This is a genomic window from Nonomuraea sp. NPDC050451 (genome assembly GCF_044458585.1).
The window spans coordinates 156,661-182,730 of the sequence record NZ_JBITHZ010000013.1 but is presented as its reverse complement, the minus strand read 5'-3'; the positions used below and the strand labels follow the sequence as shown (position 1 = coordinate 182,730).

General features: G+C 69.8%; 30 protein-coding genes. 12 read left to right on the top strand and 18 right to left on the bottom strand.

Translation table 11 applies throughout. The features are described from left to right. Window position 1 precedes the first annotated feature (1 nt). The 4 genes from ACIBI9_RS34380 to clpS all read right to left on the bottom strand — a co-directional run bounded on the left by ACIBI9_RS34380 (window position 2) and on the right by clpS (window position 1,672). Window positions 2-274 carry a MoaD/ThiS family protein gene (locus tag ACIBI9_RS34380; RefSeq protein WP_185071430.1) on the bottom strand — a complete coding sequence of 91 codons (273 nt, stop codon included), beginning with the start codon at window positions 272-274 and terminating at the stop codon, window positions 2-4. A gap of 140 nt (window positions 275-414) precedes the next feature. After that, entirely contained in the window at window positions 415-816 is a 402-nt protein-coding gene (locus ACIBI9_RS34375) for a Mov34/MPN/PAD-1 family protein (RefSeq protein ID WP_397228228.1), read from the bottom strand. A 9-nt stretch (window positions 817-825) separates the two neighbouring features. Then, window positions 826-1,350, bottom strand: a complete 525-nt coding sequence (locus ACIBI9_RS34370) for a DUF2017 domain-containing protein (protein ID WP_397228226.1) — start codon at window positions 1,348-1,350, stop codon at window positions 826-828. Window positions 1,351-1,378: 28 nt separating this feature from the next. Further along, window positions 1,379-1,672 carry an ATP-dependent Clp protease adapter ClpS gene (gene clpS, locus ACIBI9_RS34365; RefSeq protein WP_394495657.1) on the bottom strand — a complete coding sequence of 98 codons (294 nt, stop codon included), beginning with the start codon at window positions 1,670-1,672 and terminating at the stop codon, window positions 1,379-1,381. 46 nt (window positions 1,673-1,718) lie between these two features. Between clpS and ACIBI9_RS34360 the strand changes: the two genes are divergently transcribed. The 3 genes from ACIBI9_RS34360 to ACIBI9_RS34350 all read left to right on the top strand — a co-directional run bounded on the left by ACIBI9_RS34360 (window position 1,719) and on the right by ACIBI9_RS34350 (window position 4,279). Next, on the top strand, window positions 1,719-3,002 hold the full coding sequence (locus ACIBI9_RS34360; protein WP_397228224.1) for a nicotinate phosphoribosyltransferase: 1,284 nt from the start codon (window positions 1,719-1,721) through the stop codon (window positions 3,000-3,002). A gap of 61 nt (window positions 3,003-3,063) precedes the next feature. Next, a complete protein-coding gene (locus ACIBI9_RS34355) occupies window positions 3,064-3,633 on the top strand; it encodes a nicotinamidase (RefSeq protein WP_397228222.1) in 570 nt (189 codons plus the stop codon). A gap of 133 nt (window positions 3,634-3,766) precedes the next feature. Continuing rightward, on the top strand, window positions 3,767-4,279 hold the full coding sequence (locus ACIBI9_RS34350; RefSeq protein WP_397228220.1) for a hypothetical protein: 513 nt from the start codon (window positions 3,767-3,769) through the stop codon (window positions 4,277-4,279). Here the strand turns inward: ACIBI9_RS34350 and ACIBI9_RS34345 are convergent, their stop codons facing one another. Then, window positions 4,280-4,657, bottom strand: a complete 378-nt coding sequence (locus ACIBI9_RS34345; protein WP_397228218.1) for an STAS domain-containing protein — start codon at window positions 4,655-4,657, stop codon at window positions 4,280-4,282. Window positions 4,658-4,830: 173 nt separating this feature from the next. Continuing rightward, on the bottom strand, window positions 4,831-5,055 hold the full coding sequence (locus ACIBI9_RS34340) for a hypothetical protein (protein WP_397228216.1): 225 nt from the start codon (window positions 5,053-5,055) through the stop codon (window positions 4,831-4,833). Between the two features lie 394 nt (window positions 5,056-5,449). Between ACIBI9_RS34340 and ACIBI9_RS34335 the strand changes: the two genes are divergently transcribed. Genes ACIBI9_RS34335 through ACIBI9_RS34325 form a run of 3 tightly spaced genes read left to right on the top strand, consistent with a single transcriptional unit; the run spans window position 5,450 to window position 8,209 of the window. Further along, window positions 5,450-6,547, top strand: a complete 1,098-nt coding sequence (locus ACIBI9_RS34335; RefSeq protein WP_397228214.1) for a helix-turn-helix domain-containing protein — start codon at window positions 5,450-5,452, stop codon at window positions 6,545-6,547. Then, window positions 6,540-7,682, top strand: coding sequence for a hypothetical protein (locus ACIBI9_RS34330; protein ID WP_397228212.1), 1,143 nt, complete (start codon window positions 6,540-6,542; stop codon window positions 7,680-7,682). Before ACIBI9_RS34335 ends, ACIBI9_RS34330 begins: the two co-directional genes overlap by 8 nt. A 26-nt stretch (window positions 7,683-7,708) precedes the next feature. Then, window positions 7,709-8,209, top strand: coding sequence for a GNAT family N-acetyltransferase (locus ACIBI9_RS34325; protein ID WP_397228210.1), 501 nt, complete (start codon window positions 7,709-7,711; stop codon window positions 8,207-8,209). A gap of 11 nt (window positions 8,210-8,220) precedes the next feature. On the opposite strand, the gene ACIBI9_RS34320 is transcribed toward ACIBI9_RS34325, so the two are convergent. From ACIBI9_RS34320 to ACIBI9_RS34295, 6 genes are all read right to left on the bottom strand, one after another. Further along, window positions 8,221-9,972, bottom strand: coding sequence for a DEAD/DEAH box helicase (locus tag ACIBI9_RS34320; protein WP_397228208.1), 1,752 nt, complete (start codon window positions 9,970-9,972; stop codon window positions 8,221-8,223). Window positions 9,973-10,181: 209 nt separating this feature from the next. Beyond that, window positions 10,182-11,102 (bottom strand): hypothetical protein, encoded by a 921-nt coding sequence (locus tag ACIBI9_RS34315; protein WP_397228206.1) that lies wholly within the window; start codon window positions 11,100-11,102, stop codon window positions 10,182-10,184. Between the two features lie 82 nt (window positions 11,103-11,184). After that, the gene (locus ACIBI9_RS34310) at window positions 11,185-12,567 is read right to left on the bottom strand and encodes an MFS transporter (protein ID WP_397228204.1); all 1,383 of its coding nucleotides are present in this window, start codon (window positions 12,565-12,567) and stop codon (window positions 11,185-11,187) included. Window positions 12,568-12,592: 25 nt separating this feature from the next. Further along, window positions 12,593-13,462, bottom strand: coding sequence for a zinc metalloprotease (locus ACIBI9_RS34305; RefSeq protein WP_397228202.1), 870 nt, complete (start codon window positions 13,460-13,462; stop codon window positions 12,593-12,595). A 93-nt stretch (window positions 13,463-13,555) separates the two neighbouring features. Further along, complete coding sequence (locus ACIBI9_RS34300; RefSeq protein WP_376775871.1) at window positions 13,556-13,819, bottom strand: DUF3039 domain-containing protein; 264 nt, start codon at window positions 13,817-13,819, stop codon at window positions 13,556-13,558. A gap of 89 nt (window positions 13,820-13,908) precedes the next feature. Next, window positions 13,909-15,504 (bottom strand): DHA2 family efflux MFS transporter permease subunit, encoded by a 1,596-nt coding sequence (locus ACIBI9_RS34295; RefSeq protein WP_397228200.1) that lies wholly within the window; start codon window positions 15,502-15,504, stop codon window positions 13,909-13,911. 158 nt (window positions 15,505-15,662) lie between these two features. Between ACIBI9_RS34295 and ACIBI9_RS34290 the strand changes: the two genes are divergently transcribed. Next, complete coding sequence (locus tag ACIBI9_RS34290) at window positions 15,663-16,271, top strand: TetR family transcriptional regulator (RefSeq protein ID WP_397228198.1); 609 nt, start codon at window positions 15,663-15,665, stop codon at window positions 16,269-16,271. Here the strand turns inward: ACIBI9_RS34290 and ACIBI9_RS34285 are convergent, their stop codons facing one another. Beyond that, window positions 16,272-16,850, bottom strand: coding sequence for a YqgE/AlgH family protein (locus tag ACIBI9_RS34285; protein ID WP_185071411.1), 579 nt, complete (start codon window positions 16,848-16,850; stop codon window positions 16,272-16,274). It abuts the gene before it with no gap. Window positions 16,851-16,961: 111 nt separating this feature from the next. On the opposite strand from ACIBI9_RS34285, the gene ACIBI9_RS34280 reads away from it, so the two are divergent. Continuing rightward, the gene (locus tag ACIBI9_RS34280; RefSeq protein ID WP_397228196.1) at window positions 16,962-17,471 is read left to right on the top strand and encodes a hypothetical protein; all 510 of its coding nucleotides are present in this window, start codon (window positions 16,962-16,964) and stop codon (window positions 17,469-17,471) included. A 1-nt stretch (window position 17,472) separates the two neighbouring features. On the opposite strand, the gene ACIBI9_RS34275 is transcribed toward ACIBI9_RS34280, so the two are convergent. Next, window positions 17,473-18,093 carry a TetR/AcrR family transcriptional regulator gene (locus tag ACIBI9_RS34275; RefSeq protein ID WP_397228194.1) on the bottom strand — a complete coding sequence of 207 codons (621 nt, stop codon included), beginning with the start codon at window positions 18,091-18,093 and terminating at the stop codon, window positions 17,473-17,475. 159 nt (window positions 18,094-18,252) lie between these two features. On the opposite strand from ACIBI9_RS34275, the gene ACIBI9_RS34270 reads away from it, so the two are divergent. Genes ACIBI9_RS34270 through ACIBI9_RS34255 form a run of 4 tightly spaced genes read left to right on the top strand, consistent with a single transcriptional unit; the run spans window position 18,253 to window position 22,639 of the window. Further along, window positions 18,253-19,005 carry an IclR family transcriptional regulator gene (locus tag ACIBI9_RS34270; protein ID WP_397228192.1) on the top strand — a complete coding sequence of 251 codons (753 nt, stop codon included), beginning with the start codon at window positions 18,253-18,255 and terminating at the stop codon, window positions 19,003-19,005. 56 nt (window positions 19,006-19,061) lie between these two features. Continuing rightward, window positions 19,062-20,534, top strand: a complete 1,473-nt coding sequence (gene glpK, locus ACIBI9_RS34265; protein ID WP_397228190.1) for a glycerol kinase GlpK — start codon at window positions 19,062-19,064, stop codon at window positions 20,532-20,534. Between the two features lie 32 nt (window positions 20,535-20,566). Then, complete coding sequence (locus tag ACIBI9_RS34260; protein ID WP_397228188.1) at window positions 20,567-22,123, top strand: glycerol-3-phosphate dehydrogenase/oxidase; 1,557 nt, start codon at window positions 20,567-20,569, stop codon at window positions 22,121-22,123. A 36-nt stretch (window positions 22,124-22,159) separates the two neighbouring features. Then, window positions 22,160-22,639 carry a hypothetical protein gene (locus tag ACIBI9_RS34255; protein WP_397228186.1) on the top strand — a complete coding sequence of 160 codons (480 nt, stop codon included), beginning with the start codon at window positions 22,160-22,162 and terminating at the stop codon, window positions 22,637-22,639. A gap of 122 nt (window positions 22,640-22,761) precedes the next feature. On the opposite strand, the gene ACIBI9_RS34250 is transcribed toward ACIBI9_RS34255, so the two are convergent. Genes ACIBI9_RS34250 through ACIBI9_RS34235 form a run of 4 tightly spaced genes read right to left on the bottom strand, consistent with a single transcriptional unit; the run spans window position 22,762 to window position 26,035 of the window. Beyond that, window positions 22,762-22,944, bottom strand: coding sequence for a hypothetical protein (locus ACIBI9_RS34250; protein WP_397228184.1), 183 nt, complete (start codon window positions 22,942-22,944; stop codon window positions 22,762-22,764). A gap of 48 nt (window positions 22,945-22,992) precedes the next feature. After that, a complete protein-coding gene (locus tag ACIBI9_RS34245; protein WP_364840052.1) occupies window positions 22,993-24,402 on the bottom strand; it encodes an NAD-dependent malic enzyme in 1,410 nt (469 codons plus the stop codon). 55 nt (window positions 24,403-24,457) lie between these two features. Next, on the bottom strand, window positions 24,458-25,087 hold the full coding sequence (locus ACIBI9_RS34240) for an AAA family ATPase (RefSeq protein ID WP_397228182.1): 630 nt from the start codon (window positions 25,085-25,087) through the stop codon (window positions 24,458-24,460). Between the two features lie 9 nt (window positions 25,088-25,096). Beyond that, on the bottom strand, window positions 25,097-26,035 hold the full coding sequence (locus ACIBI9_RS34235) for a tetratricopeptide repeat protein (RefSeq protein WP_397228180.1): 939 nt from the start codon (window positions 26,033-26,035) through the stop codon (window positions 25,097-25,099). Window positions 26,036-26,070 lie beyond the last annotated feature (35 nt).

Genomic DNA, 26,070 nt, shown 5'->3' with positions numbered 1-26,070 from the left:
GTCACCCGCCGGCGACGGCAGGCAGCACGGTCACCGTGTCGCCGTCGGACAGCGGCGTGCCCAGGCCGCCCAGGAAGCGCACGTCCTCGTCGTTCAGGTAGACGTTGACGAAGCGGCGCAGGCTGCCCGCGTCGACCAGGCGCTCCTTGATGCCGGGGTGGCGCGACTCCAGATTGCTGATCAGCTCTTCGAGGGTGGCGCCCTCGGCGTCGACGGCCTTGGCGCCGCCGGTGTAATTACGCAGGATGGTCGGAATGCGAACCTCGATGGCCATCGCGCTCAGTCTCCTCAGATCAGGTCGTCGTCCCATCGGCAGCAACACCGATGGCTGAATGGGGATTCCGGGCTAATGACAGTCGTACACAACGACAGCCGGAGTATGCGCGAAGAGGAAGCTCTGCACCGGCCTGGCCATCATGGGAGAAACCTTACCTCTTCCTCAGTAATCACTCCGTCGAGGATCCGGTAGGAGCGGAACTCCACCTCGACCTCGTCCCGCGTGGAGACCAGGACGTAGTGGGCGTTCGGCTCGGAGGCGTAGGAGACGTCGGTGCGTGACGGGTACGCCTCGGTGGCCGTGTGGGAGTGGTAGATCACGACGGGCTCCTCGTCGCGGTCGTCCATCTCACGCCAGACGCGCAGCTGCTCCATGGAGTCGAAACGGTAGAAGGTGGGCGAGCGCTCGGCGTTCTCCATGGGGACGAACCGCTCGGGGACACCGTCCTTGCCCGCGATCACCCCGCACGCCTCGTCGGGGTGGTCGGCACGGGCATGGGCGACGATCTTGTCCACCAGTTCCTGCGAGATCGACAGCATGCCCGGAAGTTACCAGAGCGCCCGGACCAGGCTGTCCTGGAGGTAGGTCAGCCAGTCATAGGTGAGGTAGGCCGGGTAGCGGGGGTCGTCCTCGGACATCACGGCGATCTCGTCGTGGACCTCCTCGGTCACGTCGAGCTTGGTGCCGAGCGTCAGGCGCACGTCGTTGAGCGAGCGCAGCCAGGCCTGGGCCTGCTCGGGCGTGAGCTCCGCGCGGCCGGACCTGGCGGTGTCGAAGACGGTCTGCGCGTCGGACCGTTTGCCGTCGCGCAGGGTGGCCTCGGTGTAGCGGCGGAACTCCGCCGAATCCTTCTCGTCCTCGTACGCCGACGGGAACAGCCTGGCCAGCACCGGGTCGGTCGGCGCCTCTCCCTCGCCGATGCCCAGCGCCCGCTCCAGCGGGTCGTCGCTGGTCCGCCCCGGCTCCACGATGCCCAGCATCATCGACACGAGCGAGCGCAGGAGCGAGACCTCCGCGGCCTCGAACTCCGCGACGACGACGCCGCCCTTGCCCGGCGAGAACCCCGATGTCACCCGCGCCGCCTCACTGACCTCATGTGCCTCACTTGACCGAATCCGGCTGGACCGTCGCCCACAGGCCGTAGGAGTGGAGAATCTGCACATCGCGTTCCATCTCTTCCCGCGTGCCACTGGACACGACGGCCTTGCCCTTCTGGTGTACGTCCAGCATGAGTTTTTCGGCCTTCTCCCTCGTGTAGCCGAAGACCGATTGGAAGACATAGGTCACGTAGGACATGAGGTTGACCGGGTCGTTCCAGACGATGGTCACCCATGGCAGATCGGGTCGGACGTCCGATGACGGACGCTCAACGGCGATTGGAGCGGTGCTACCCACATCCCCGAGTCTGCCCTATCTGGGCCGTAGTCTTCGAGTCGTGACAATGACCATGAGCACTGCGTTGCTCACAGATCACTATGAGCTGACGATGCTCCAGGCGGCGCTCCGGAGCGGGGCGGCGCACAGGCGCGCCGTTTTCGAGGTGTTCGCCAGACATCTGCCGGGTGGCAGGCGCTACGGGGTTGTCGCCGGGACAGGACGTGTCCTGGACGAGCTAGAACGCTTCCGTTTCAGTGAGGAAGAACTCACCTATTTGCGGCAGAGGCATGTCGTCGACGACGACACTCTGGCGTTTCTCGCCGATTACCGGTTTTCCGGGAACGTCTACGGCTACCGCGAGGGCGACCTCTACTTCCCCGCTTCCCCGATCATGATCGTGGAGGGCACCTTCGCGGAGGCCGTGCTGCTGGAGACCCTCACGCTGTCGATCCTGAACCATGACTGCGCCATCGCCTCGGCAGCCTCCCGCATGACCAACGCCGCGGGCAAGCGGCCGATCATCGAGATGGGCTCGCGCCGCACCCACGAGGGCGCCGCCGTGGCCGCCGCGCGGGCCGCGTACATCGCCGGTTTCGCCTCCACCTCCAACCTCATGGCCGGGTACGTCTACGGCGTGCCCACGGCCGGTACGGCGGCGCACGCGTTCACGTTGCTGCACGACTCGGAGAAGGACGCGTTCGAGGCCCAGATCGCCTCGCTCGGCCGCAAGACGACGCTGCTGGTGGACACGTACGACGTGACCGAGGCGGTGCGCACGGCCGTGGAGCTGGCGGGGCCCGAGCTGGGCGCGGTCCGCATAGACTCCGGCGACCTGGCCGCCGCCGCGCAGGAGGTGCGCGAGCAGCTCGACGCGCTCGGGGCCTTCGACACCCGCATCCTGGTCACCTCCGACCTGGACGAGTACGCCATCGCCGCGCTCGCCGCCGCCCCCGTCGACGGTTACGGCGTCGGCACGTCCCTGGTGACCGGCTCCGGCGTGCCCACGGCGGCCCTGGTGTACAAGCTGGTGGCGAGGGAGACGGCCATGGGCAAGCTGGAGGCCGTGGCCAAGCGCTCGGTGGGCAAGCCGTCGCGCGGAGGTCGCAAGCAGGCGTACCGGCTCCTGGACGAGACGGGCAACGTGGAGACCGAGCTGATCACCACCGGCGGCCTGGCCCCGGAAGGCGGCATCCCCTTGCTGCACGAGCTGGTGCGTGACGGGCAGGTCGTGGGCAGGGAGCCCCTGTCCGCCGCCCGCGAGCGCCACGCCACCGCCGTCGCCAGCCTCCCCCAGGAGGCCCTGCACCTCGGCAGGGGGTACGCGGCCGTCCCCACGGAGTTCGCCTGAGGCGCCCCGCGGCAGTGGGGTGACGAGGTGAAAGGCGGGCCCTGTTATTAGAGTGCTGAATATGGGGACCGCATTGATCATCGTCGATGTGCAGAACGACTTCTGCGAGGGCGGCAGCCTGCCCGTGGCCGGCGGCTCGGAGGTGGCGGCGGCGATCACTCGCCACGTGACCGAACACGGCTATGACCACGTGGTGGCGACCCGCGACTACCACATCTCGCCCGGCGACCACTTCGCCGAATCACCCGATTACGTCTCCACGTGGCCGGCGCACTGCGTGGCCGGCACCCCGGGGGCCGACTTCCACCCGTCGTTCGACGTGTCGGAGGTGGAGGAGGTGTTCAGCAAGGGCGCCTACGCCGCCGCGTACAGCGGTTTCGAGGGCCTTTCGAGCGACGGGGTCCCGCTGGCCGAGTGGCTCGGGGAGCGCGGGGTGCACGAGGTGGACGTGGTCGGGATCGCCACGGACCACTGCGTGCGCGCGACGGCGCTCGACGCGGTCAAGCACGGGCTGGCGGTGCGGGTGCTGCTGGACCTGACGGCCGGCGTCGCCCCGACGACCACGGAGGTGGCGCTGGCGGAGCTGAAGGACGCGGGCGCCACCCTCCGGGGAGCGCCCGTCCTGGGCTGATCAGCAGCACCCTTGATCGCGAAGCGTATGCGATAGGCAACGCTGCGTTCATGTGATATTCAAGAGGACGAACCCCCTCCGGAGCCGTAGTAATACGGAGAGTCACAAACTCCTTTTCGCGGGAGGTAGATACATGCTGGCCATCTCCCTGGGCGTGGCCTGGCTCGTCCTCGGCCCGCTCTGCCTGTGGCTGCTGGTCCGGGGCAGCACCGGCGAGCGGTTGGCCGCGATCGTGACGCTGGCGCTGCTGGAAGGCGGGACGATCGCGATGGGCGCCGAAGAACGGCCGCCGCCCGCCCCTCAGGCGATCGTGGCGAACGTCATGCCTTCCTGCCAGGAGCGCGTCCCGGTCCCCCGTTCGGCGAAGGTGGCCCACGAGATCGTGCTGACCTGGGCGGCGGCGCCGCAGGAGTGCGGGGCGGCCGAGGTCGTGGTCCGGGCCGAGGGACGCAAGCTGCGCCTGTGGCTGTACGAGGGGCCCAACGTCGGCAGGCACATGGCCGCGCTCACCACGCACCACCAGCGCGTGTTCACGCTGCCCGTGCACGTCGAAGGCGGCAGGGCCGCGCTGAGGCTTCCCCTGCGGGAGAAGCCGGATTACGTCCTGACCGATGGCCGCACCGGGCGGCGCATCCCCCAGACGTAGTCAGGGCTTGGCCACGGCGAGCCGCAGCGCGTCGTCGAACCGGGCGAAGACCTCGAACGCGTGCCGCAGCCCGGTGATCGACAGCACTCTGGCCATGACCCCCTGAACCCCTCCGAGCAGCAGCCGGGTCCCTCTCGACTCGCACCGCTGCATGACGCCTACGAGCTCGTTCATCCCCATGGAGTCGCAGAACGAGAGCTCGCCCAGGTCCAGGATCAGGAAGGGCTTGGGGGGAAGCGCCCAGACGGGCTCGAGATGCTCGCGCAGCACCCGCAGGGCGTTGACGTCGAGTTCGCCCTCGAGCTTGAGGATGACGGCGTTTCGCGAGAGGCCGGAAGTCACGGTCAGCGTCGGCTTTCTGGTGACCTCAGACGACATGGGCAAAGTCCTTCTGCGTATCCGAGACAAGCCAAGAGTGGTTGTTGCCTCTTCTGTCGAGTTTCTAACAGATGGGCACCGCTCTGTGGCCAAACGCACAGAGTCACCCATCGTCACAGGCGACCGGCACGCGCGCAGCGCCGGGGGGCGGAGCGCCGCGCGCGACGGCTCCCTCAGACTGTCCCGAAGGTGATCACATAGGCGGCGAGCAGCACGGACAGGACGATCACCAGGACGCCCGTGCCACTGATCACCATGACGACGTTGGTTCGCTTCACCATCCAGCGGATGGCCGCCGCTGCCAGTGTGATCAAGGTCGCCAGGAGGAAGAGGGTCACGGCTCTGGTATCGGTTGATGTTGGTATTGCCACCGAGAGGTGGAGGGCTAGTGTGGTCATGAAGGTTTTCCCTGGTGCGGATACGCGCTCTGACAGAAACCTCGCTCGCGGGCACCTCCGCCGATGATTGGGCTCGTCGCGGGGGTGTCCGCTGTCTTTCTGCGTGGGGATGCCGCTCGTACCGGGTGTGGCTCATCGGACCCTCGCCACGAACCACCTCCACCCATATTCAGCTAACTTCAGTGAACCTTCCCCAATTAGAGGTTTACCCCGACTGAACCGCCCTATTCGTACACAGCGGTGACAGCTGAATGGTTAGACTGATGGCTCTTGTGCTCACCGATTGGCGCAGGTTGGCTGTTCTGTTAGGCCTTAGCTGCGGATTCTTCATCGATTTCGCCGCCGGGTTGATGTTCACTAGAGATTACTGAAGTTCACCACCAATGGGGCTGGCATGAGCGGCGTCAATTCCGCGCTGGCGCGCCGATTGCGCGAGCTGCGCGAGAGCCACTGGCCTGACCTGCGCGTCACCCAGGCACAGCTGCGCGACGCGTTCCAGGTCAGCGTCGCGCTGATCTCGTCATGGGAGTCGGCTCATACGAGCAAGATCCCGCCCTTACACCGGCTGGAGAAGTACGCCGCGTTCTTCGCGACCAAGCGATCGATCTCCAACGGCAGGGCACACGTGCTCCCCGTGTCCGACCTGACACCGAGCGAGCTCGAGGACCACCGCCACCTGCTCACCGAGCTGAACCGGCTGCGCCAGGCCGCGCTGAGGTCCCAGGCCTCGGGCGAGAGCGCCGAGCCGGCGGCGGCGCGCGACGCGCTCCAGACCGGTCCCTGGCACTTCCGCGACGGGGAGCCGATCACGGTCATCTGCTCGCAGGTGCCGGAGGAGGACCGGACCAAGATCCCGTACGCGGACCCGTCGAGCCCCGACTACATCGAGCTGTACAAGTATTCGGACCTCGACTCCCTCTTCGAATTGTGGGGCCATCTCCGAGCCGCGAATCCGCGCAGCCCGGTGAAACTGGTCTCCACCGAGGATCTGCGTTCCGACGACCTGACGACGCACGTGGTGCTCCTGGGCGGCGTCGACTACAACGCGGTGACCGGGGCGGTGCTCGCGCAGGCCGAACTCCCCGTGCGGCAGGTGCCCGACTGGGAGGGGGAAAAGGGACCGTATTTCGAGGTCATCGAGGGAGGCGACACGCGCAGGCACTACACCGTCACCGCCGGATCCGGCGATAATCTGCAACTCCTTGAGGACGTCGGGTTCTTCTACCGCGGCGTCAATCCCGACAATGTCGAGCGCACGTTGACCATTTGCAATGGGATGTACGGCAGAGGCGTCTACGGTGCGGTGCGGGCCCTGACCGACGAGCGATTCCGCGACCGCAACGCCGTCTATCTGCGGGACCGTTTCGGCGCCGCCGCGGCCTACAGCATTCTCACGCGCGTCAGGATCAGGGACCGCGTGGTCGTCACACCTGATTGGAACCTGGACACGTTCCGGCTGCATGAGTGGTCGGAGCCCTCTCGTGGTGACTGAGCTCGGATCGGAGCATCACCACGGCTCCCACCGGGCCCTGATCGAGGTCCACCCGCGAGTCGCGAAGTCCGGCCGCGTCGACGCCATCGTCGTGCCGACCATCAGGCATCCGCGCTGGCTGAGCCACGCGATCCGACTGGCGATCGCCCTGGACTGCCCCCTCGTGACCCTGCACAGCAAGTGGAGCAAGCCGGGCCTGGCCAACCTCCTGATGCCGACCGGCCTGCGGTTCATCTCCGTCGACATCGACAACCCGGCCCGGCTCAACCTGCCCGACTTCGCGACGACGGCCCTGCTGAAGGGCACGCCGTTCGCCCGCGCGACCGACCTCAGCGCCAAGCGCAACACGGGCCTGCTCCTGGCGCGTCTGATGGGCTGGCGGCGCATCGTCTTCCTGGACGACGACATCGAGGTCGGTGGGCACGAGGAGGTCGCGCACGCGGCCGCCCTGCTCGACTCCTACGACGCCGTGGGCATGCACATCGGCGGCTACCCGGACAACTCGGTGGTGTGCCACGCCCACCGGCAGACCGGCGGGCATCAGGAGTCGTTCGTGGGCGGCGGCGCCCTGGCCGTCGAGACGACCCGCGGCCCCTCGTTCTTCCCGAACATCTACAACGAGGACTGGTTCTACCTGCTGGGCGAGAAATCGGTGCGCCCGCTCGCGGTCACGGGAATGGTCAAGCAGCGCGCGTACGACCCTTTCGACCGCCCCGTCCGCGCCCGGGACCAGGAGCTCGGCGACGTGCTGGCCGAGGGCGTCTACTGGCTGCTCGACGGAGACGAGGGCGCGGGCTGGCAGGCCGCCGCCGACCCCGCGTACTGGGTGGGCGCCCTCGCCAGGCGCGGTGACTTCGTCAAGGACGTGCTGCGCCGCGTCAGAGAGCTCCCGCCGGGCGCGACGACGAGCCGCCGGGCCATGGAGGAGTCGCTGCTGGCCGCGCTGGGCCGCCTCAACCGCATCACGCCGCAGTTCTGCGTCAAGTACCTGGAGGCGTGGGCGGCCGACCGCGACGAGTGGGCCGCCCACTTCGCCAAGATCCCGCAACTCGGGCCGAGCGTGGCCGATGCCATGAAATGGCTGGTCAGACCTGGTGCACAACAATTGCGTCAGTGGACCTCATTTGATTCATAAGCGGGCGAACCGGGAATCTGTCGTCCGTGGGGCCACGTGACATCCGCCAGGCCGTCCATCCGGACCTCCCTGCCATGGTCGACTCGCTCGGGCAGGAGGGCTACTTCACCGACCGGCTGGCCAGGCAGGACTCCGGTCACGGGGTCCTGCTCGTCGCCTGGGAGAGCGGGGTGGCGGTCGGCGACGTCTACGTGTGGCTGGGGCCCGCGGAGGAGCCGGAACTGCGTACCCACTTACCGGGCGTGGCGCTGCTCACGCACCTGGAGGTCGTGCCCTGGATGCGTAACCGGGGCATCGGCACCGCGCTGCTCTGGGCCGCCGAGGAGCGGCTCCTGGCCGACGGTCACGACCAGGTCGCCCTCGGCGTCGGCCTGGACAACCCCGACGCCCTGAGGTTGTACCAGCGCCGCGGCTACGCCGAGTGGCCGCACGGCGAGGTGGCCACCACCGACGTCGTCTACCACCCGAACGGCGGGCTCGAGCTCCGGCCCGAGCTGTGCCGCATCCTCGTCAGAAAGCTCGGTTGAGCGCGAGCCGGCTAGCGGCGCTGGGTGGCCCAGCGGCGGATGGTGTCGATCCGCTCCTGGATCTGCTCCGACGTCGCCTGCGCGATCGGCGGCCCGCCGCATGAGCGGCGCAGCTCCGAGTGGATGACCCCGTGCGGCTGGCCCGTGCGGTGGTTCCACGCGCCCACCAGGCCGTTGAGCTCGCGCCGCAGCTCGGCGATCTGCTCGTGCGGCGCCAGCGTCTCGCGCGGCTGCTCCTCCGCCTGCTTGCGCCTGGCCGCCTGCTGGTCGGACTGCCGCTTGCGCAGCAGCGTCGCCACCTGGTCGGGCTCCAGCAGCCCCGGCAGGCCGAGGAAGTCCTCCTCCTCCGCCGAGCCGACCGCCGCGCCCGTGCCGAACTCGCCGCCGTCGAACAGCACCCGGTCGAACGTGGCCGACGTCTCCATCGTCTCGAACGGGAGCTCGTCGCCCAGGACGTCGGGATTGTCCTTCTGGCGGTTGGCCTGCTCGAGGAGGCTGTCGTCGAGCCCGTCCTCGGGAGGCCGCTTGTTGAGCACGTGGTCGCGCTCGACCTCCATCTCGTTGGCCAGCCCCATGAGCGTGGGCACCGAGGGGAGGAAGACCGAGGCGGTCTCGCCGCGCTTGCGGGCACGCACGAAGCGGCCCACGGCCTGGGCGAAGAAGAGCGGGGTCGAGGTGGAGGTGGCGTAGACGCCCACGCACAGGCGGGGGATGTCGACACCCTCCGACACCATGCGGACGGCCACCAGCCAGCGGTCCGGCGAGGCCGTGAACTGCTTGATCTTCTTCGACGCGCCCGGGTCGTCGGAGAGGACCACGGTGGCGCCCTCGCCGGTGATGTTGCGCAGGTGGCGGGCGTAGGCCCGGGCCGTCTCGTGGTCGGTGGCGATGACCAGGCCGCCCGCGTCGGGCACGCCCCTGCGCACCTCGGTGAGCCGCCGGTCGGCGGCCTGCATGACCTGGCGGATCCAGTCGCCCTTCGGGTCGAGCGCGGCCCGCCACGCCTGCGAGAGCTGGTCCTTGGTGAGCGGCGTGCCGAGCGTCGCGGCGATCTCGTCGCCCGCCCGCGTGCGCCACTTCATCTCGCCGGAGTAGGCCAGGAAGATGACCGGGCGCACGACGCCGTCGTCGAGCGCGGGGCCGTAGCCGTAGGAGTAGTCGGCGACGCTGCGCTTGAGGCCCTCGCCGTCCTCCTCGTAGGCGACGAACGGGATCGGGTTGTCGTCGGACCTGAACGGCGTGCCGGTGAGCTGGAGGCGGCGCGTGGCGGGCTCGAACGCCTCGCTCACGCCGTCGCCCCACGACTTGGCGTCGCCCGCGTGGTGGATCTCGTCGAAGATCACCAGCGTCTTGCGCGCCTCCGTGCGCGCCCGGTGCAGCGCGGGGTGCATGGCGACCTGCGCGTACGTCACCGCCACCCCGGTGTAGTCGCGCGAGGTCGTGCCCTGGCTGTTCTTGAACTCGGGGTCGATGCCGATGCCGACCCGCGCGGCGGCGTCGGCCCACTGCCGCTTGAGGTGCTCGGTGGGCGTGACGATCGTGATCGCCCTGATCACGCCGTTGGCGAGCAGCTCGCTGGCGATGCGCAGGGCGTAGGTCGTCTTCCCCGCGCCCGGGGTCGCCACGGTGAGGAAGTCACGCGGCTCGCGCCTGAAGTAGAGGTCGAACGCCTCCTGCTGCCACGCACGGAGCTTGGGGGCGGTGCCCCATGCGGCTCGGTCGGGATAGGAAGGCGAAAGGTGGGACGCGGCGAAGGTGCTCACCGCATCACCTCTGGGGTTCGTGTGCTTCGCTCTCTCACAGTGACCCGATAGTAATCGGGCCGACCGACAAGACGTGCCGTGAGCCGAGGATTCTGGCCAAGCTCTTCCTCACGTGATAAGCCCCACGGACAAGAAACCTGCTCATCAGCCTGCCGCCCCACCGTCGTGCCGGGTCAAGGCCCGTAGCGGCAGTCCATTTAGCAGGTTTCTCATCCGTACTTGATCTTCGTCATGACCGTGTCGAGGGCCTGTCTGCGTGCGGTTTCCTCGGGTTGGAGCAGCCCGAGGAGCATGACGGCGGAGCCCGCGCGAGTGAGAAGCGTCACTCTCAGGAACGCCGGCCGGTTGGCCACATCCTGATATTCCGCCCGCAGCGCCCGGGTGTGGCCGCCGGGGAGCTCCTTGTCCTCGACGACGGTCACCCGGTCTCCTTTGAGCAGCAGCCTGGAGTAGAGCTCCGCCGCCTCCGCCGTGGCCTTCTTGGCGTCCGCCACGGCCCCGGGGACCGGCCTGGCCATGACGAGCCCGCCGCCGCCGTCCCTGGCCACGGAGGTGAAGCCCGTCACGGGCGGCATCGCTTCCTGGCTCCATCCCTGCGGCAGCGTCACCGACACCTTGGCCAGGGAGTCGCTCAGCTGCCCGGTCTCCGCCGACGGCGCCGTGATCCGCAACACCACGACGGTCGCCCCCGCCACCAGGCCCACGCCCGCCAGCAGGGCCACCGACACGACCGCCCACCGCCACAGCGCCCTCCCGGACGCGCCCGTGCGCCGCCCGGGGTCCGCGGGAGAGCCGTAGAGGCGCGCGGACGGGGGAAGGGAGTCCCAGGGCTCGAAGTCGCGGTCCAGGCCGTAGGCGGCGGTTCTGCGGATCTGCGGGTTCCACGGCTCCTCGGGCTCGAAGGCCAGGGGGTCGGGCTCGCCGCGGACCGGCTCCGGGGCGCTGGAACGGGCATGCCGCCGTACCGGCTCCGGGTCGGGGTCCGGCACGGCCTCCAGAGGGCCCGCACGCCCCCGCCGCGGCTCCTCCTCGTGGGGCGCGCCCCACGCGTACCGCGGAGGAGGACGGCGGTGTCTGGGAGCGGGCTGAGGCGGCCAGACCCGGCGGTCACTATCGGCGTCATCCTCCATGGCACCTCCCTGACCGCTGTCCTATCACTCCGCGCGACGAGGGTCAGGAGAACCGTGATCGGTGTGACAGGAGGGGCGGAATTCAGCGGGTGCGTCCCGCGAGCAGGGTCGCGCCGAGGGCGATGGCGGCCATGAGGAGCGAGATCACGACGAACCCGGTGGCGATCTCGTCCGGGGCGTGCCCGATCAGGTTGACCAGCGCGCCCGCGACCCCGATCGCCAGGGCGGAGCCGAGCATGTCCGTGACCGAGAGGGCGGCGGAGTTCGCCCCCTGCTCGTTGACCGGGGACTGCCGCAGCGCGGTGACGCTGACCGTGGTCATGCCGAAGCCCATCCCGAATCCGGCCACGATCCACGCGGGCACCGCGATCCACCCGGTCACCCCGGGAACGACGCAGAGCATGCAGATCAGGATCGAGACGGTGACGCACCCCGCCCCCAGCCGGATCCGCTTGTACGCCTCCCCCTGCCGCCTGCTCTGCAGGAACGACCCCGCGGACCACCCCAGCGCCCCGGTCGTCAGCGCGATCCCCGCGAGCTTGAGGTCGAAGGACTTCACCTCCTGCAGCGCCAGCGGGATGAAGGAGTTCACCCCGAAGAAGGCGGCCGAGAAGAAGCCCCGCATCAGCACGGTCGTGGGCAGCCCGCGCGCGAACCGCAGCGCCCTGGGAGGCAGCAGCCGGTACAGCCCGTAGATCAGGAACGCCAGGCCCGCGACGGCCTCCAGGGCCCCGGCCACGGGGCTTTTGTGCAGAAGGTCCACGCCCTGCAGCAGCGCCCCGGCCCCGCCCGCCGTGGCGGTGGCGGCCAGCGTCATCGCGACCGGCCTGGAGCGCGGGCCGCTCGACGGCTCATGGGACGAGGACGGCATGCGCAGCGCGGGCACGAGCATCACCAGCGCGGGCACGACCAGCGGGATGATCCCGTAGAAGACGTACCGCCAGCCCCACTGCACGGCCACGAACCCGGCCACGGCCGGCCCCACCATGGCGGGCACCACCCAGGCCGCGGAGACGGCCGCGAAGACCTTGGGCCGCAGGGCCTCCGGATAGACCCGCGCGATCATCACGAGCAGCGCCACGATCGAGGCGCCCGCGCCCAGCCCCTGCACGGCCCGCGCCACGAGGAACAGCTCCGCCGAGTGCGCCGCCCCGGCCAGCGCCATCCCCGCCACGAACAGCACCACCCCCGACAGGAACGGCAGCTGGTAGCCGCGGCGGTCCGACCAGAGGCCCGCCACCACGTTCGCGAAGAGGCTGGCGATGAGGAAGGCCGAGAAGCTGATCCCGTACAGGTCGAGGGCGTTCAGCTCGTGGGCCACCGCCGGCATGACGACCCCGACCGACATGCCCTCGAAGGCGACCAAGGTGATCGTCAGCACGATGCCGACCGTCGCGATGCGGTATTCGGGGCTGAGGATGCGGGTGGATTCGTAGGGAGTGTCGAGTGCCTTTGGACCTGTCACCTACACATCGTAATTTGCCGGAAATCTAGGCCGATGGGGTGGTGTTTCGGTACACCGCCCACATCTGGTGCATGCGCTCCGCCTGCCCGGCGGTGAACTCCGACATGCACTTGTCGTGCGCGTAGTCCATGAAGTTGTGCGCCGGGTCGATGCCGGGGTGCTGCGCGCAGCTGTCCTTGTCCGCCGGGCAGGCCTCGGTCGGCCGGGCCTCCATCGGAGTGTCGGCGATGCCGTCGCCGGGCAGCTCGCAGCCGTTCTCGAACGTATGGAAGAGGCCGAGCCAGTGCCCGATCTCGTGCACGCCGGTGAAGCCGCGGTTGTAGTTGCTCATCGCGCCGCCGGGCAGGCTGCGCCAGTCGATCACGACGCCGTCCAGCCTGGGCGCCTCGTGATACCAGTACGGGTAGCTGGCGAAGCCCAGCATCTGCTCGCTGAGCTGGGCGATGTAGAGGTTGAGCGTGTCGGCGCCGCCCTGGTGCAGCGCCACCTTCATCAGCCGCTCGTTGCCGACGGGGTCGTTGAACCACAAGGCGTTGTCGGTGACCGAGATGCCGTCGAGGCGGAAGCGCACGCCGGTGTCGACGCCGCCGTAGGTGCCGCCGTACGCGGAGTTGAGCGCGTCGATCTGGGCCTTGACGTCCTCGTCGGTGACCTTGCGTTCACCGCGCGTGATGACGTGCACCCGCGTGGGCACGGTGACCTGGGTGGGCGTCGTGACGCCGGCGAGCCGCTTGCCCAGCTCGACCAGGACCTTGGACACGTCTTCCGGCTTGGGCGAGCGCGGCCCGTTCCTACGGGGGACGTGGCCCGCGCACCGCGACGCCTGCGCCGCCTCGGTACGCGGCGGCGGCGTGAACCCGACCGCGAGCAGACATGCCAACGAGACGGCGGTCACGCGCCGGACCATGCAAAACCCCCACCACTACGATCAGAGCCTCTATGGCTACCGACCGTAGCTTGACCTGGGGAGATTACCGGTCAGCAACACTCACTGCTTGTTGTCGCCGCCGTCGCCGCCGCCCGGGGGCAGGCCGTCGTAGATCTCCTTGCACTCCGGGCAGACCGGATATTTCTTCGGGTCGCGGCTGGGCACCCAGACCTTGCCGCACAGGGCCCGGATGGGCGTGCCCGTGACCATGCTCTCGGTGATCTTGTGCTTGTCCGCGTAGTGGGCGAACCGCTCGTGATCGCCGTCGCCGTGCGACGTCCGGGGCGTGGTCTCCTGCTCTGGGAGGATCTTCGTGGTGCTCACCCCACAGAGTTTATGCCCGACCGCGACCAGGTCCCTCATATAGCGATACGGCCCCCGCCGCGTGGCGGGGACCGTACGTGGAACCAGGCTCAGCCCATGTGGACGGGCGCGCTCTCGGTCTTCCTGCCGGCCTTGACGAACAGCGTCAGTACGGCGGTCAGCACCGCGATGCCGGTGCTGACCAGGAAGGCCAGGTGCATGCCGTCCATGAACGCGTTGTGCACGGCGTCGCCGATCTGCTGCGGCACGCCGGGCGGGACGGCGCCGAACGCGGCGGCCTTCTCCAGCCCCGTCATCTGGGCGGGCGGGATGGCCTGGGCCGCCGGGCCGAGGTAGCCGGGCAGCTTGTCGGAGATCTCGCCGGCCATCACGGCGCCCAGGATCGCGGTGCCGAGCGCGCCGCCGACCTGCATGGCCGACTGCTGCACGCCACCGGCGACGCCGGTCAGGTTGACCGGGGCGTTGCCCACGATGATCTCCGTGGCGCCCACGAACACCGGCGACATGCCGAAGGCCAGCAGCAGGAACGGGATGCCGCTCTCGATGAACGACGCGTCGATGCTGAGCTGGGACATGAGGAACATCGAGAGCGCGGTGATCAGCAGACCCGCCGCCATCGTGATCTTCGCCCCGAGCCTGCCGATCGCCATGCCCGCCAGCGGCGAGGCGACGATCATGCCGGCGCTCATCGGCAGCATGCGCAGACCGGCCTCCAGCGGGGACAGGCCGTGCACGCCCTGGAAGAAGAAGCCGAGGAAGAACATCGCGCCGAACATGGCGAACGCGACCATCATCATCAGCACGGTGCCGATGGAGATCGAGGCGTTCTTGAACAGCGACAGCGGCACCAGCGGCTGCCTGGCCCTGCTCTGCCAGAGGACGAACGCGCCGATCAGCACCGCGAACAGGGCCGCGAAGGTCAGCGTCGTGCTGTCGCCCCAGCCCCACTCGGGGGCCTTGATGATCGTCCAGACGAGCGAGAACATCGCGCCGGACAGCAGCAGCACGCCGAGCCAGTCGATCCGCGCCAGCGTCTGCGCACGGTTGTCCTTGATCAGGATGGTGCCGAGGACGAGGGCGGCCAGGCCGACGGGGGCGTTGATGAAGAAGACCGTCTCCCAGCTCGCGTTCTCGACCAGCAGGCCGCCCACGATCGGGCCGGCGGCGCTGGACAGGCCGATGATCGCACCCCAGGCGCCCATGGCCTGGTTGAGCTTCTCGCCCGGGAACGCTCCACGCAGCAGCGCCAAGGCGGCCGGCTGGAGCAGCGCGCCGAACAGGCCCTGCAGCACCCGCAGGGCGATCAGCGCGCCCACCGGGGAGAGGCCGGGAATGATGTCGGCCAGCTCGGCGCTGAGCCCGATGCCCACCGAGGAGATGGCGAACCCCGCCACGCCGATCAGGAAGACGCGCTTGTGCCCGAACAGGTCGCCGAGCTTGCCGGCGGTGATCAGGAACACCGCCAGCGCCAGCAGGTAGCCGCTGGTCACCCACTGCAGATCCGACAGCGAAGCCTTGAGGTCGGCCTGGATGGACGGGTTGGCGATGCCGACGACCGTGCCGTCCAGCATGACCATGATGACGCCCAAGCTGACCGCCAGCAGCACGAGCCAGGGATTGCCGCCGGCCCCCGATTTCACCGGGCCGTGCGACGACGGCGCGTCCACCGCCTTCGCCTGAGCCATGAGGTCCCCCTAAGTACAAAACAGCCCCACACCGGGGCATAGATCTCGTAAGCCTCAGGTAATCTATGGCAGCCGCTGACTAATGACAAACGACTTTTATTCGTCGTCGTATGACTTATGGCACACTGTGACAGAAAGGTTTCGAGGGAGTGACCGCTGTGGGTCTACGGGAACGCAAGAAGGAGAAGACACGCCTGGCGATCCTCGACGTCGCGCTCGACCTGTTCCTCGAACAAGGATACGAGTCGACCACGGTCGAGCAGATCGCGGGGGCGGTCGAGATCTCCCCGCGCACGTTCTTCCGCTACTTCACCAGCAAGGATCACCTGGCGCTGTGGCATCACGACCACGGCGAGGAGATCATGCTCGAGACGCTGGCGTCCCGCCCGGAGGACGAGTCGCCCTTCACCTCGCTCATGCACGCCATGCGCGCGGTCGTGGGCGACCTGGAGGGATCAACGCCCGAGGACAGGGCGAGGTTCCTGAAGCTGCGGCGGCTCATGGAGGACCACCCGAGGCTGGTGGGCATGTCGGTGGCCAGGGGCGCGGCGACCGAGCGCCGCCTCATCGAGGTGATCGCCGCACGCAGGGGCGTGGACCCCGACGAGGACCTGCTCACGCCCCTGATCGTGGCGTTCGCCGCCTGCACCCTGCGCGTCGGCTTCGAGTGCCCGCGCCGCGACAGCGGTCTGCCGGAGATCACGCAGCGGATGGCGGAGACCATCGAGCTGGCCGAGCGCTCGCTGCGGCCCGGCTGGGACCGCTAGCTAGTTCATCGTCGGGTCGTCCGGGCAGGTCGCCACGAAGGCCAGCTCGCCGGGCTGCCGCCGCAGCACGTGCCGCCAGAGCGCGCGCGGATCCGCGTGGAAGGTGTCGCCGGCCTCCGAGTCGACCACGTACCAGGCGCCTTCGGCGATCTCGCTCTCCAGCTGGCCGGACGACCAGCCCGCGTACCCCGCGAAGATGCGCATCTGCGCGATCTCCCCCTGCAGGATCTCCGGCGGCGCGTCCAGATCCACCGTCCCGAGCCTCGAGACGGCCGGGGTGCCCGCATGCAGCCTGCGCCAGCCGAGCGGCTCCTCGCCGCTGGGGACCGCCGCCAGCGCGAGCGCGCTGTCCGTCTGTACGGGCCCGCCCTCGAAGAGCACGGAGGGCCCGGTCACCAGCGGATCCCACACGGGCAGCACCTGCGTGACGGAGATGTCGCTCGGCCTGTTGAGCACCACTCCCAAGGTGCCGCCGTCGTGGTCGTGTTCGAGGATCAGCACGACGCTACGCCGGAAGTTGGGGTCGTCGAGAAGCGGCGTCGCCACCAACAAACCGCCGACGTAGATCGCTTCCGCCATACCTCCATCATGAAGGGTTCGCGAAGCTCGCGCTCCCCCAGTGCGCCGATGTTACTTTTCGTGCGCACTTGGGCACCTTCTGTAGCAAAGATCACTCGTTGGGGGGAGCTCATGCATATCAGGACACGTCTCGTGCTGGCCGCACTCCCGGTGTGCGCGGTCCTGCTTTTCCCCCAGAGCGCCGAGGCGTGGCCCTGGCATGAGGATCGCGGCGACCCGTTCACGATGAGGGTGGACGACGTGCACTGCCGCTCGGGGCGCGCGCATGTCACCCTGCACAACCTGACCCAGCAGCCCGTACGCTTCGACGTCCAGGCCGACGGGGTCAGCGTGGCGAACGGGTCCATCGCGGCCCACAAGTCGATCGTCAGGCAGGTGCCGGTGGCCAAGGGCAGCACCGCGGACGTCGAGGCGTACTCGCTGGGCGACCCGCAGCGGAACACGCTCGTCGACTCCACCCGCGTCAAGAACGACTGCCCCTGGGGGCACCACCTGGACAACCTGCCCTTCACCGGCCCGCCCGCCGACCTCATGGGCAAGCTGGCGACGGCGGGCGGCCTGATCGTGGTGGGCGGCATCCTGTGGTGGTACGGCTCCATCTGGCCGCGTTCGACCCCGTGAGCTAAGGCTCTTCCACGACGAACGCGCCGGCCCTGGCGGCGGCCAGCGTGCGCGCCACGGACCGCTCCGCGTCCTTCTCGTTCACCGGCTCCCTGGTGACCACCAGCCGGTAGTAGAGCGGAGCGGAGATCGCGCGGATCACCTCCGCGCCGTCGGTGCCCGCGGGCAGCTCGCCCCGCCTGACGGCCAGGTCCACGACGTTGGCCCACTCCGCGATCCTGCGCAGGTAGAAGGCGCGCAGCGCGCCGGCGGCCTGCTCGTCGCTGGTGGCGGCGGCGATCACCGCCTGGAACGTGGCACCGAGCCGCCCGTCGTTGATCGCCGCCAGGACGGACAGCGCGTTGGCCCGCAGGTCGGCCTCGACGCCACCCGTGTCGGAATGGGGCGTGGACTGGTTGGCCAGCTCGGTCATGAGATCGGTGACCAGGCCCGCCCTGCTCCCCCAGCGCCGGTAAACCGTGGTCTTGCCGACGCCCGCCCTGGCCGCCACCTGGTCCATGGTCAGGCCATGGAAGCCGTGCTCGACCAGCTCGTCCTGCGTGGCCTCCATGACGGCCGCGCGCACCCGCGCCGTGCGGCCCCCGGGCCGCACGGTTCCCGCCGAACGGGAAGGTTGGTCCATCTAGTCTCCTTGTCGCAACGTTCCATTTTAACGGAACTGTCATCCCATTAAGGATTGACGGCGCATTTCCCCCACCTCCTGGACGCGGCCATGCGAAGATCGGTTCCATCCCTTAAGCCGTTCGGCAATACCGAACGAAACTGCGCTAGTCTGCGGGCTGTGGGAGAGACGATTCAGTCGGTCGAGCGGGCGGCCGCGATCCTGAGGCTGCTCGCCTCGGGGCCGCGCCAGCTCGGGGTGGCCGAGCTGGCCAGGGCGCTGGGCCTGCCCAAGGGCACGCTGCACGGCATCCTGCGCACGCTGGTCCACGTCGGGTTCGTCGAGCAGGACCCGGTGAGCGGGAAATACCGGCTCGGCGCCACGCTGCTCCACCTGGGCAGCAGCTATCTCGACGTCAACGAGCTGCGCACCCGCGCCATCAACTGGGCCGACGCCCTCGCGGGGCGCAGCAGGGAGAGCGCCTGGATCGGCACCCTCCACGAGGGCCACGTGCTGGTGATCCACCACGTGTTCCGGCCCGACGACAGCATGCAGACCCTCCAGGTGGGCACCTACCTGCCGACCCACGCCAGTGCGCTCGGCAAGGTCCTGCTCGCCCACGACCCGTACGGCGAGCCGCCCGCGCCGCCGCTCCAGCCGTACACGAAGAACACGATCGTCGACCCCCCGGCGCTGGAGAAGGAGCTCGACCTGGTCAGGACGCGCGGCTGGGCCGCCGAGACGGAGGAGCTCACCGAGGGCGAGGTGGCCATCGCCGCGCCCATCAAGGACCCGCGCGGCCTGGTGGTGGGCGCCATCGGCATCCGCGGCGCCGTCGAGCGACTGGCCCCCGACGGCGCCCTGCACATGGAGTTCGTCTCGTACGTACGGGACGCCGCCCGCGCTATCACCCGCTCACTTGAACATCCCTAAGGCCACGAAATAGCATTCGTTCGGCATTGCCGAACCAGAACCAAGCGAGGAACCCCGTGCCTCGACCTCAATACGTCGCAGCCATCGACCAGGGCACCACCTCCAGCCGCTGCATCGTCTTCGACCAGGCCGGCAACATCATCTCCGTCGCCCAGCGCGAGCACCGCCAGATCTTCCCCAAGCCCGGCTGGGTCGAGCACGACGCGGCCGAGATCTGGCAGGCCGTGCAGGGCGTGCTTGCCGAGGCCGTCAGCGGCGCCGACATCGAGGACGGCCAGATCGCCGCGCTGGGCATCACCAACCAGCGCGAGACCACCGTGCTCTGGGAGCGGGCGACCGGCCGGCCCGTGTGCCCCGCGATCGTCTGGCAGGACACCCGCACGGACCAGCTGACCCGCGCGCTGGCCGAGCACGAGGGACTGTTCAAGGAGAAGGCGGGGCTGCCGCTGACGACGTACTTCTCCGGGCCGAAGATCCGCTGGCTGCTGGACGCCTACGGGCTGCGGGAGCGGGCCGAGCGCGGCGAGGTGCTGTTCGGGACGATGGACAGCTGGCTGCTGTGGAACCTCACCGGCCGCCACGTCACCGACGTGACCAACGCCAGCCGTACGATGCTGATGAACATCCACACGCTGGCCTGGGACGACGAGCTGCTCGACGCGCTGGGCGTGCCCCGCGCGATGCTGCCGGAGATCCGCCCGTCCGCCGAGGTCTACGGCCGCACCGCGGCGGGCATCCCCGTCGCCTCGGCCCTCGGCGACCAGCAGGCGGCGCTGTTCGGCCAGACGTGCTTCGCGCCCGGCGAGACCAAGAGCACCTACGGCTCCGGCAGCTTCCTGCTGATGAACACCGGCCACGAGCCCGTCGTCTCCAAGCACGGCCTGCTGACCACGGTCGGCTACCAGATCGGCGAGGGCCCGGCCACCTACGCGCTGGAGGGCGCGATCGCGGTCACCGGGTCGCTGGTGCAGTGGCTGCGTGACAACCTGGGCCTGATCTCCAGCGCGGCCGAGATCGAGACGCTGGCCAGGACGGTCGACGACAACGGCGGCTGCTACTTCGTACCGGCCTTCTCCGGGCTGTTCGCGCCGCACTGGCGCTCGGACGCGCGCGGGGTGATCGCGGGGCTGACCGGGTTCGTCACCAAGGGGCACATCGCGCGGGCTGTGCTGGAGGCCACGGCGTGGCAGACCCGCGAGGTGGTCGACGCGATGAACGCCGACTCGGGGCTCGACCTGACCACGCTGCGCGCCGACGGCGGCATGACCGCGAACAACCTGCTCATGCAGACCCTCGCCGACGTGCTCGCGGTGCCGGTGATCCGGCCCATGGTGGCCGAGACGACCGCCCTGGGCGCCGCCTACGCCGCCGGGCTGGCGACCGGCTACTGGCCCGACGTCGACAGCCTGCGCGCCAACTGGCACAAGGCCGCCGAGTGGCGCCCGGCCATCGACGAGGCGGCGCGCGAGCACGAATACCGCAACTGGAAGAAGGCCGTGGCCCGGACCCTCGACTGGGTCGAGCAGTAGCTGGTCGAGCAGTAGGTCAATAACTAGGGAGCATGGCAATGACGACGACGACCGCCGCCGACCGCGCGGAGACCCGTGAGGAGCTCTCGCGCACCGCCTACGACCTGCTCGTGATCGGCGGCGGCATCCTCGGCACCTCCGTGACCTGGATGGCCGCGCAGGCCGGGCTGCGGGTGGCGATGGTCGACGCGGGCGACTTCGCCGGCGCGACCTCCAGCGCCTCCTCCAAGCTGGTCCACGGAGGTCTGCGTTACCTGCAGACCGGCAACGTCAGGCTGGTCGCCGAGAACCACCGCGAGCGCCGCGCCCTGGCCGCCGACATCGCGCCGCACCTGGTCAAGCCGCTGACGTTCCTGGTGCCGATCTACAAGGGCGGGCCGCACGGGGCGGCCAAGCTGGGCGCGGGGGTGTTCCTGTATTCGGCGCTGTCGGTGTTCGGCGACGGCATGGGCAAGGTGATCACGCCCCACCAGGCGCTGGCCAAGGTGCCCGCCCTGCGTACCGAGGGGCTGCGGGCCGCCGCCGTCTACGGCGACCACCAGATGAACGACAGCCGCGTCGCGGTCATGACCGTACGGGCCGCCGTGGACGCGGGCGCCGTCGTGCTCAACCACGCCGAGGTCGTCGGGCTGCGCAAGACGGGCGGCACGGTCACGGGAGCCGACCTGCGCGACCGGCTCGACGGGGCCGAATTCGGGGTCTCCGCCCGGCTCGTCCTGAACGCCACCGGGCCCTGGGTGGACCACCTGCGGCGCATGGAGGACCCGGACGCCGCGCCGAGCATCCGGCTGTCCAAGGGCGCCCACCTGGTGCTGCGCCGCCACGAACCCTGGAAGGCGGCGCTTACCACGCCGATCGACAAGTACCGGGTGTCGTTCGCCATCCCGTGGGAGGACCACCTGCTGCTCGGCACCACGGACGAGGCGTACGAGGGCGATCCGGGCGGGGTGCGCGCCACCGAGGCCGACATCGCGCAGATCCTCGACGAGGCCGGTCACTCCGTACGCGACGCCCAGCTCAGGCGCGAGGACATCACCTACGCCTTCGCCGGGCTGCGCGTCCTGCCCGGCGGCCCCGGGCAGGTGACGGCCGCCAAGCGGGAGACCGTGGTGACCCGGGGAGCGGGCGGCATGCTCTCGGTGGCGGGCGGCAAGTGGACCACCTACCGCCACATCGGCAGGCACGTCCTCGACACGCTCGCCCACCTGCCCGGCCGGCCCCTGGGCGACGACCTGGCCGACATCCTGCCCGCCGTACCCCTGCCGGGCCTGGCCAGCCCCGACGCGGTGGCCCTGCGGCTGTGGACCGACCGCGACCCGGGCGCGCGCATGGACCCCCTGGTGGCCAGGCACCTGGCCACGCACTACGGGTCGATCGCGTTCGACCTGGCCCGGCTCATCCGCGAGGACCCCGCCCTCGGCGAGCGCATCCACCCGGACGGCCCCGACATCTGGGCCCAGGCGGTCTACGCGCGCGACCGCGAGTGGGCGGCCACGGTGGACGACGTCGTACGCCGCCGCACGACGCTCACGGTGCGCGGGCTCGACACGCCTGACGTGCGTGATCGCATCTCCGCCCTGCTCACCTGACCCGGATCTGGGCAGGGGGTAGTCATGTGCACTCCGATGAACGAAGCCCTGCTCAGGCACTTCCGCGACCTGCGTGACGGCGACCACGGAGGGGCCGTCACGCGGGAGGACAAAGAACACGTTTTCGCCACGGCGGCCGAGCTGCTCGACCCTGTGGCCCGCAGAGCCCTCGACGAGCTCAACGCCGACCTGCTGCTGGGCACCGGCGAGGTGGTGGCCAGCGGGGTCACCCGGTCTCGCGAGGGCGGGCTCAACGCGATGTGGTCGCTGACGTGGCCGGAACAGCGCGCCACCCACAACCAGCCGATCGCGATCGTCGCCCACTACGGCTGCGACTTCCACCACCCGCACCTGCGGGGCAACACGGTGGGCGACTGGCCGCTGAACGTCTTCGACCCTGCGGACGCCGAGTCCCAGCTCGACACGCTGCGCGCCATCGCCGCCGGCGACGCCCACAACCTCGTCTTCCAGGAGAGCTACCACCTCATCCCAGCCATAACCACCCAACCCGCCTGACACCCACCCCCGGGCGCCTGCACAGCGAGCAACCCCACGAGCGCCGGTACGGCGAGCGACCGCGCGGCGGAACCCGGCGCACGCGGACGGCGGGCGAGCGCGACCTCCCCCAGAGGAGCCACTCACCCCACGACGCCCAGCAACCACCCACGCCCGAGCGCCGGTACGGCGAGCAGCCGCGCGGTGGAGTCCGGCGCAACGTGGACGGCGGGACGGGTGGGTGCCACGGAGCCGGTCAAAGGATCGCCGTAACGGCGGCCGGCCACGTGCGGGTCACGGGCGTCTCCCTGGAGGCCCTCAACCACGGGCGGCGGTTGGCGCCACCCGTGCTCCGCCGTAAAAAATGATGCGGATTACGCTTCGGTGAAGCCTCGGGCGCGCCCGCCGGCTGATTCGCGCACCGCCGCCGCCACAGCCCCCGCCACGTCGGGGTGGAAGACGCTGGGGACGATGTAGTTGGGCCCCAGCTCCTCCGGCGTGACCACGGCGGCGAGCGCGCCGGCCGCGGCCAGCAGCATCTCCTGCGTCACTCCGTTGGCCTGCGCGTCCAGCAGCCCCCGGAAGACGCCCGGGAAGGCCAGCACGTTGTTGATCTGGTTGGGGTAGTCGGAGCGCCCCGTGGCCACCACGGCCGCGTGCTCGCGCGCGTCGTCCGGCGACACCTCGGGCTCCGGGTTGGCCAGCGCGAACACCACCGCGTCCTTGGCCATCGTCGCGATGTCGTCGCCCGTCAGGATGCCCGGCGCCGAGACGCCCACGAAGACGTCGGCGTCCTTGACCGCCCCCCGCAGGTCGCCCGCGTAGCCCTCGGCGTTGGTGTGGTCGGCGATCCACTGCAGCGACTCGTCGAGGTCGTCGCGCCCGCGGTGGACGGCGCCCAGGTAGTCGCAGACGATCACGTTGCGGGCCCCGGCGGCCAGCAGCAGGCGCAGCACCGCGTTGCCGGCCGCTCCCGCGCCCGCCATGGTGATCTTGACGGACTCGATGTCCTTGTCGACGACCCGCAGCGCGTTGGTGAGCGCCGCGAGCACGCAGATCGCCGTGCCGTGCTGGTCGTCGTGGAAGACGGGGATGTCGAGCAGCTCGCGCAGCCGCCGCTCCACCTCGAAGCAGCGCGGCGCGCCGATGTCCTCCAGGTTGATCCCGCCGAACCCGGGCGCGATCACCTGCACCGTGCGGACGATCTCGTCGACGTCCTGCGTGTCGAGGCAGATCGGCCAGGCGTCGATGCCCGCGAACCGTTTGAACAGCGCCGCCTTGCCCTCCATGACCGGCAGCGCCGCCTCGGGGCCGATGTTGCCCAGACCCAGCACGGCCGAGCCGTCGGTGACGACGGCCACGGTGTTGCGCTTGATGGTCAGGCGCCGGGCGTCCTCCTTGTTGCGCGCGATGGCCATCGACACGCGCGCCACACCAGGGGTGTAGGCCATGGACAGCTCGTCGCGGTTGCGCAGCGGCACCTTGGACTTCATCTCGATCTTGCCGCCGAGATGCATGAGGAACGTGCGGTCGGACACCTTGTGGATGACGACGCCCTCGACCGCCTCGAGCTGGTCGACGATGGCCTGGGCGTGGTCGGTGTCCCTGGCCGCGCAGGTCACGTCGATGCGGAGCTTCTCGTGGCCCGCGTTGGTGACGTCGAGGGCTGTTACGACGCCCCCGGCCGACTCTACGGCGTGGGTGAGCTGGCTGACGGCCTTGCCGCCGGCCGGCACCTCGAGACGCACGGTGATGGAGTACGACACACTCGGGACGGTCGCCACGTCAATCGCTCCTTCGGGACTGACCAAGAATTCCCCCATGATAGGGGGCGCCAGGTCAATCCAGTGCCTCGGCAGCTGTGACAATGACCTCGACGCAGGTGGGAACTGGGATCGTGGTGCTGTCGACGACCAGATGATATTGACAGGAGTCCGTCGGATCCGCCCGATAGAAGTGCCGTACGTAGGCCATCCTCGCGCGGTCGTTGTCCTCGATGATCCGGCGGGCCTCGCGCTCGCTCATCCCCGCCAGCGTGGCCGTCTGCCGGATCCTGCGCTGGAGCGGGGCGTCGAGCCTGACGTGGAGCGCGCCCGGGTGGTCGGCCAGCACCACGGCCCCCGCCCGGCCGAGGAACACCCCGCCCCGATCGCGGGCCATGTCCTTGAGCATGCGTTCGGTACGGCGGACGAACTCCTCCGGCGCGTGCGGCATCGCGCCGGGCACGTACATGTCGACGCCGCCGAACGTGACGGTCGGCAGCCGCATCGCCCCCGAGAGCAGCCGCCCGAGGCCGTGCTCGGCCCGGTCGTCGTGGGCGAGCGCCTCTTCCAGCGTGCAGCCCAGCTCCTGGGCGACCGCGCTGGGGATGGCGCGGTCGACGAAGGGCACGCCGAGGCGCTCCGCGACGGCCGGGCCGATCTGGCTACCGGCCGTGCCGTATGTCGCGGATATGGTAACGACCCGCATACAACCAGGTTAGAACAGTGCGCTCGCCAAAGCTCTACGGGCTTTCGCCAAAGATGGGTCGTCGGCCGGCAACGCGTCGAACAAGCCGAGCAGGTGACGTCTGGCCTTGTCGCGCTCGTCGCCCGAGGTGCGCTTGACCACGGCGATGACGCGGTCGAAGGCCTCGTCGACCGAGCCGGACAGCATCTCCAGGTCAGCGGCCAGCAGCTGCGCCTCGATGTCGGCCGGATCCTGCAGGCGCCGCTGGACGTCGGCGGGGTCGGCGCTCTCGGTGCGCTTGATGAGGCTGACGCCGGCCAGGCCCATCTTGGCGTCCTCGTTGCCCGGCGCGCGGGCCAGCAGCCGCTCGTACGCCGCCGCGGCCGAGTCGAGGTCACCGCTGTCGATGGCCTGCTCGGCGGCCACCAGGTCGGGGTCGGCGGGCGGCCCCGCGGGCGCCTCCTCCTCGCCGGCCGCCGCCGGAGGCCGGGCGTCGGGGTTGGCCTGGTAGAACTGCTCGACCGCGCCCATCAGCTCGTCGAGCCAGCGGCGCACCTCCTGCTCGGGCAGCACCTGCTGGAAGCCGGTGACGGCCTGCCCCTGGAAGATGGCCAGCACGGTCGGCACGGCCTGCACGCGCAGCGCCTGGGCGATCTGCGGGCTGGTGTCGACGTTGACCTTGGCCAGCACGGCCCGGCCGCCGAGATCGCCGACGACCTTCTCCAGCACCGGGCTGAGCTGGGCGCTGCCCGGCGCCCGCGGCGACCACAGGTCGAGGACCACGGGCATGGTCATCGAGCGGTCGATGACCTCGGTCGTGAAGGTCTCCTCGGTCACATCGACGATCGAGGCCGACGCGGCCGCCTGGGGACCCGCCGCCTCCCGCCGGGCCTGCGCCTCGAGAGCCTGCTTGCGCGCGCCCAGGTCAATCGCTCCGTAGAGCGACCCGGGCCTAGAGAAGTCCGCCATGCTCTTCATCTTGCCGCATCACCGGGGCGGCGCAG